Here is a 6,937-nt window from a genome sequence, read left to right as displayed (position 1 = left end):
ATTATGAAGAACCTTTTGCACCCCGTCAACAAGTTTTTTTAACCACTCAACTCGCCGACCGCGCCGAAAGCCCCGTCAACCCTGGGCCTCCCGCCTTCCTCCCGTCCCCCGCGCCTCGCTACCAAACCTTGGCCGAAGCGCGAAAGACCAGGATTCTAGTCCCCACCCAACACGCTGGCAAGCGGTTTTTTGAAGTCCCTGACAAGCGGCCTAGCTCGAGATTCTGCGTACATCTGCGCCCGCCAACGGCACCCGGATCTTGTGCCACGTCTATCACCAATGGAACCGACGGGAATCGCCTCGGTGCGGTCAAAGTAAAAGCCATCGGGAAAAGACTAGAATGGAGGGTTCTTCGAATACAAACATCTAGCCACTATGCGCTCGCGAATCGCCAAACGCCTTCCCCCAGATGCTGACAAGCTGGTCGGCCTGTCGCTCGCCTTGTTTGCGTCGGGCAGCCGCATCGAAGACCGCTTCTGGGAGGCGAAGCTCGATGCGCTGCTTGCGAAGATCGTCCGAAACGGCAATCAGACGACGCTCGATGCCGCCCTCGATCACCTGCAGCAAAACCATCCCGACGCATACGGCGCGCTCGCCGACATGGCCGAAACGCATAGCGAATCGTTCATCGTAGAGCATGAAGGCACCCCCTACGAGGCGTTGCTGATCGCCGCGCCGGTACTTGCATGGACTCGCTACGCGATTCCCTCCGGCCCGCTGAAAACCGACTCCGTCGACGCGCTGCGCACGCAGCTTCAGGCGCACGTCCTCGCCAGCGCCACTCGCATCGCATTGGCGCCCTTCCTGTACAGCATCGACCAGTTGCCGCGGCATCACGTGGAGACCTATCGCGTGGCGCAACAGCTCGTCCAAGCCGCCGTCAGCGGCGCCGGCACCAAGATCAATTTCGGCGATCTACCGGAAACCTCGCCGATTCTTGCGGACCCGCGCTTCCTCCTGGCGGTGGTCGCCGCGCCTGTCGGTGCGCCGCTCTTTCGCTGGCAGGAAGAAGAAGGCGGTGCGCGCATCGAGCGCGGCCAGTGCCTCGAGCAATGGGCGACGCAAGGCGGAGCCAATCTCGCCACGGTGCTGCCGGGGTGCGAATTCGAATGCCTGCTGCCGGACGCCTACTACTCGGCCTGCCGCGACGCCGACGAACGCGTTCGTCCGCACACCGTCCGCACGGCCATCCGCTATTTGTACGACACCATCGGTGCGGCACCGCACGACCTCAGGGCCGTGGTGGCGGGCTTCGGCGAGCGCCGCATCGACGAGTATCGAATCGGCTTCACTCGTCGCGGCAGCAACGACGTGATCTACGGCGTGGTCTGGCCGCTATACGGACGTGAAAACGGCGAGCTCGCCATCGACGAAGAGCCGGAAGGCGCCGAGCCGTTGGACGGCCCGCTCGAAGAAATCGTCGCGCTGCTAAAAGAAGCCGGCGTGACCGACATCCGCCGTCATGCCGGCCGCTTCGAGCCGGAATACTGCGACGACTGCGGAGTGCCCTTGTATGCAGATCCGTTAGGCGAAATCGTGCATGCCGAAATGCCGGAAGATGCCGAGCCGGCGCAGCCCCATTTCCACTGATCCACGCCGTCTGCACCGCCTGCCAAGCCCTGCCCACGCAGGGCTTTAAAGATGGTCACCCCCACCCTACACGCGGGTTACGCTGTAGGGTGTTTTTCTTTCTGGAGAGGCCATCATGCAAGACGCGACGCTGGTTGGGATCGATCTGGGCAAGCATTCGTTTCACCTTCACGGCCAGGACCGGCACGGCAAAGCCGTGTTTCGCAAGAAGGTGGGGCGCAAGCAGTTGATCGAGTTCTTCGCCACGTTTCACGCCTGTACGGTGGTCATGGAAGCTTGCGCCGGCGCGCATCACATAGGCCCGCAAGCTTGCCAGCTTCGGTCATCAGGTCAAGCTGATCTCGCCGCAGTTCGTGCGGCCCTTCGTCAAGAGCAACAAGAACGACTTCGTGGACGCCGAGGCGATCTGCGAGGCGGCATCTCGCCCCGCCATGCGATTCGTGACGCCAAAGACGGAATCGCAGCAAACGCTGTCGGCCCTGCATCGGGTACGCGACTCGCTGGTGCGTGATCGGGTGAAAGCCGTCAACCAGATGCACGGTTTTCTGCTCGAATTCGGCATCAGCCTGCCGATCGGCAACGCCGTTATCACGCGCCTACCCGCCGTGCTCGCCGAACATCGGCTGCCACCGCGCCTGGTCGCGATCCTCGAACGCCTGCACGCTCACTTCAAGTACCTGAGCGAACAGATCGGCGAGATCGACAAAGAGATGACCCGGCAACTGGCCGATGACGCGCTCGGCCAGCGTCTGCTGACGATTCCCGGTGTCGGCCCGATCACCGCGAGCGTGCTGGCCGCCGAGATGGGTGATGGCAAGCAGTACGGATGCAGCCGGGACTTCGCGGCATCGATCGGACTCGTGCCCCGCCAGCACAGCACGGGCGGCAAGGCCAACCTGCTGGGGATCAGCAAAAGGGGCGACAAAAACATCCGGCGCCTGCTGGTTCAGTGCGCCCGGGCTTACATGCAGCGGCTCGAGCGGCAGCGCGGCCCGCTCGCCGATTGGGTCCGGGCCATGCTGGCGCGACGGCACTCCAACGTCGTGGCCTGTGCCCTCGCGAACAAGCTCGCTCGCACCGCCTGGGCGCTGGCAACCCGCAACACCGTCTTCGATACGGGATCGGCTGCCATGCCTATCTGATCAGCCGATCCCGCTTACTGCTTTACCGAAGTCAACCCATCTGGTTTTGCGATCGCTGAAATTCGATGACGTGAACGGCACACCGGCCTGACGGAGAACCTGGCAAAAAAATCGGCTCTCGAAGCCGAAGGGCTTTTTAGGACCGTCAGGCGCGACTCTCATCGTGGCGCGGGGAGCGATCCCTACAACGACGCCGGATAGATTTAGGCAAGCCAACCACAACGTCGAACATCAGCCTTGCAAAAACGGGGGGGACCATAGATTTTTTGTGCTTTTTCCTATGCCTTTCGGCCAGCCGCACGGGACGTAAGGAATTTGTCATCATAGTGGCGGCGGCGCATCCCCGCCGGCTAACGCCGGCACCCCCTCGGATAACACGCCGCCTCATTAGAATCAGACATAGGGAGGCTGTATATGCGGTTTTCGGTTGTCAATTCAGAAGCAGAAAGACGCGATGGACTCAAAGCGCTGTTGCGGCAAATCGACCGGCAGGCGCGCTTCAACGAGGCGAGAGATTGGACTCAGGCAAGCCGCGCATTGCAGCGCACAAGCGTCGATCTTCTCGTGGTCGACTGGCAGGACTCGATGCGCTTGACGGATATACGGGCGCTCCTCGCCGAGCACCCGTCGTTACGGATCGCGGCGCTCATCGACGATGCCTCGCTGCCGCAAGCGCGTGCGCTGCTCGGTGAAGGCGTGCGCGGCGTGATTCCGCGTGCGATGGAGCCATTGCTGATCGTCCATGCGTTCGAGCGCGTGTTGCTCGGCGGCCACTTCGTTTCGCATCGCGTGCTCGCGCCCGAGGCACCCCCGGAGCTGGAGTTGTCGTCCGGAAGGTCGTCCTCGCGCGACGCCGTCCGTCTCAGCTACCGCCGCATACGCCTCACGCGTGCGCTGTCGCCGCGCCAGGAGCAGATCATGCGCTGCGTCCATATGGGCAGCACCAACAAAATGATCGCGCGCACGCTCGGCATCAGCGAGGGCACCGTCAAGATACATCTCGCCAGCGTCTTCCAGCAGTTGGGTGCGCTCAACCGCGCCGCCGCCGTGGCGATCTACAACGGCTGGCAATCGACGCAACTCGAAGTCCTGCGGGCGGAGTCCGACAGTGAGCCGAAACCCGCGCTCGGTCAGGCCGGACCGATACCTCTGCGGCGTAGCGCCCGCTTCAAGTATCCACAGCCCGACAACGACGACAGCAAGCTGCCGATCGCCGCAGAACCGGTCGCGCCATTCGGCAAAACAGAGTCGGACGAGGACTGACGCGCTGTTCGATACGTTGGCCAGCGGCTTTCGCAAGGGCCGCTGGCACGGAATCCGCTCACACCTTTTGCGCACCAACGAGTAATATGGAACGCATGGGTTTCCTATACACACCATTACCGTTTTGGGTTGCCGTGGGTGCCTGGATCGCAGCCGCCGGGCTGCTTGCGCTCGCGTTGTGGCGCAGACCGTTCCGGCGTCTTCAGGACGGCACGCTGCAGCATGTTTGGCTCGCGATCATCGTGGCGGTTTCGGTGCTATGGGCAACCAATGCCTGGCTGGACGACGGACCTGTCATGCATCTTCTCGGCGCAACGCTGGTCGTCACATTGTTCGACTGGGCATTGGCGCTGATCGCGATGGCGGCCGTCAGCGGCATTGCAGCCGTCATCTTCGACGCTACATGGCAAGGCATCGCGCTGACCTTCCTTGTCTACGGAGCGATGCCCGTCGGTGTGTCCGCCTTGCTGCAACGCGCGACCACGGCCTGGTTGCCGCGCAATCTGTTCGTCTTCATCTGCGCGCAGGGCTTCGTGTCTCCCGCCGTTGCGGTGGCCGTCGCATCGGCCGCTGCGATCGGCACGCATGTGGCGCTTGCCAACGGTTCAATGGCGGTGATCCCCGTGGGCTACGCATTCAGCGTTCTCCTGCTCGCTTCCGGCGAGGCTTGGTTTACCGGGATGTCGACTGCGCTCATCGCAGTCTATAAACCAACGTGGGTCACCACCTACGATGTGCGCCGCTACCGCCTCGGAGGCCCTCGCACCTGAGTGGCCGCGCAATCATAGGACACGTGCGGCGCTACCGTGACGCATGTTCGCCTCAGAGCAAAAGCGGCGGAATTTCGAGCGGGTTCGGCGGTATATCAATCAACACCTCGGCGCAAAACCCTTTGGAATATTTGCTCCAAAGTTGAACTCCGCCACGTCGTCAGGCATCTTACGTGCCTGACGCCTCGAACTGCACAACTAGATGGATAGCTCCAACACTACGCGCCGATTCGCTCTCTTCATCGGCCGACTGGCAGCTTGCGCTGCCGGTGTCTCGATTGCGCTCACCAATCCCGCCTTTGCCGACCTTGTCGATGAGCGCAACGAAATGATCAACAAGTTCATCACCGACATGCACGCAGACCCGCTCGTCGCGGATTGCGCAGCGCACGGAAACTTCGTCGCCAGCACATCGACCGCGATCGACCACGTCGAATTCAAGCCGGAATCCTTCGATAGCGAGCACGCAACCGTCACCCCCTGGAACGATTCGTTCGACGAGGGCAAGCAACGGGTCAAGGTCGACAACATCGTGACGGTCGAAGGACTTGGCATACCGCACGACGCGAGCCAGTCGCCGTTCAATTTGAAGTTCCGCTGCGGCTACGTTGGAACGCAGATGCTCGCGTTCAGTTGGAACGATCCGGTGCCGCCGGCCAAGCCGCGCGCGGAGCCGCAAGTGAAGAAGGCGGTAAAGGGCAAGCACGCCGGCAAGAGCTCGACGAAGAAGAAATCGACGGGCAAGGGATCGAGCAAGGCAGCGGCGTCGAAATCGACGGCGAAGAAGACGGCCACGCCCAATAAATCGTCGCAGAAGAATTCGACCAGCTCGAGTAAAAAGTCGTCGAAGACAAAACAGACCTGACCGCTTTTTGCGGTTAGCGTCGTCTGCGCAGCAAAAAGCCTAGTCGACAAAACACAACGGGAAGCACGATTGAACGTGCTCCCCGTTGTTGCTTCCGGCAGCCTGCGCCTCGGCAGCGGCATTCAGTCAAACGTCACGACGTGCCGCAGCACCGCATTCAGCATCGCCGCGCCCAGCGCCGCGCTGCGCTCGCCGTTCCAGCCGACGCGCTCGTCAGGCAGATTCGCGTTGTCCTTGAACGGCATTTCCAGCGTCAGCGACAAGCAGCCGAATTCATGGCCGATGTACTTCGATGCGAGCTTCAGCGCATCCTGCTGGTACTTCGACGACTCGTAGCCGAACTTGTCCTGGAAGTCCGGGCTCGCCTGCTTGAATGCTTCGATAAAAGCGGCCTGCCGCCTGCCCTGCTCCTCGGTGAAGCTCGGCAGCATCTCCGAGCCCGCGACGAACACGTACGGCAGTGCCTCGTCGCCGTGGATGTCGAAGAAGAGATCGCAGCCCGTCGCATGAATCGCATCGCGCACGTGCAGCACTTCGGGGCTGCGCGCCGCGTCAGGCTCCATCCACTCCCGGTTCAGGTTGGCGCCCGCGGCATTGGTGCGCAGATTGCCGTGCACGCTGCCGTCCGGATTCATGTTCGGCACGATGTAGAACACGGCATGGTCGTAAAGCTTGCGCGCGACCGCGTCGCCCGCCCAATCGCCCCAACCGGCGAGCCGCTTCACGAGCCCTTCGACGAACCACTCGGCCATCGTCTCGCCCGGGTGCTGCCGCGCGATGATCCAGATCTTTTTCTTGGGCTTGCCGTCCGTCTCGGGCGTGCCGAGCACGAGCAGCGACATCGGCCGGCCTTCGACGGTCTGTCCCAGCTCGACCAGATTCGCCTGCGGCATCTGCTGCACTGCGCCGAGGAACTCCGAATGGCGCTCCTCGCTGTACGGCTCGAAGTACGCGTAGTAGATGCGGTCGAACTCGGGCGTGTGGTCGATCGTCATCACGCGTCCGTCGTACGAAGTCGGCACGCGGAACCAGTTGACGCGGTCATAGCTCGCCACCGCCTCATAGCCGCGCCACCCTTCGGCGAAGGCGCACTCGGACGCGTTCTCGAACGTCATCATGCAGCGCTCGCCGCGCGCGCCCGAGACGCGGAAATAAAACCACTGCGCAAACTCCGCGTGGCTGTCCCGGCGAATCCGCAGGCGGATATCGTCCGCCTTTTCGCAGGACAGCACTTCGACTGCACCAGCGTCGAAATTGGTCGTGATCGAAAGACTCATGGAGTAGTTCCTTGTTGTCTGGCGGGGATG

General features: G+C 62.3%; 5 protein-coding genes and 1 pseudogene. 5 read left to right on the top strand and 1 reads right to left on the bottom strand.

All coding sequences use genetic code 11. The features are described from left to right. Positions 1-375: 375 nt before the first annotated feature. The 5 genes and pseudogenes from FAZ69_RS30185 to FAZ69_RS30160 all read left to right on the top strand — a co-directional run bounded on the left by FAZ69_RS30185 (position 376) and on the right by FAZ69_RS30160 (position 5,630). Positions 376-1,590, top strand: coding sequence for a DUF2863 family protein (locus tag FAZ69_RS30185; RefSeq protein WP_136898758.1), 1,215 nt, complete (start codon positions 376-378; stop codon positions 1,588-1,590). 115 nt (positions 1,591-1,705) lie between these two features. Then, a pseudogene (locus FAZ69_RS30180) lies at positions 1,706-2,732 on the top strand (IS110 family RNA-guided transposase). Positions 2,733-3,146: 414 nt separating this feature from the next. Continuing rightward, positions 3,147-3,995, top strand: a complete 849-nt coding sequence (locus tag FAZ69_RS30170; RefSeq protein WP_136898756.1) for a response regulator transcription factor — start codon at positions 3,147-3,149, stop codon at positions 3,993-3,995. A 95-nt stretch (positions 3,996-4,090) separates the two neighbouring features. Beyond that, positions 4,091-4,765 (top strand): energy-coupling factor ABC transporter permease, encoded by a 675-nt coding sequence (locus tag FAZ69_RS30165; protein WP_136898761.1) that lies wholly within the window; start codon positions 4,091-4,093, stop codon positions 4,763-4,765. A gap of 202 nt (positions 4,766-4,967) precedes the next feature. Further along, positions 4,968-5,630, top strand: a complete 663-nt coding sequence (locus tag FAZ69_RS30160) for a BspC domain-containing protein (RefSeq protein ID WP_136898755.1) — start codon at positions 4,968-4,970, stop codon at positions 5,628-5,630. A gap of 122 nt (positions 5,631-5,752) precedes the next feature. Here FAZ69_RS30160 and FAZ69_RS30155 read toward each other — a convergent pair whose 3' ends face one another. After that, entirely contained in the window at positions 5,753-6,907 is a 1,155-nt protein-coding gene (locus FAZ69_RS30155) for a M14 family metallopeptidase (protein ID WP_136898754.1), read from the bottom strand. Positions 6,908-6,937: the final 30 nt, after the last annotated feature.

This window comes from Trinickia terrae (assembly GCF_005144415.1).
Lineage (GTDB): Bacteria > Pseudomonadota > Gammaproteobacteria > Burkholderiales > Burkholderiaceae > Trinickia_A > Trinickia_A terrae.
Note: the sequence above shows the minus strand (reverse complement) of the source record. Positions and strands in the feature narration are given on the sequence as shown.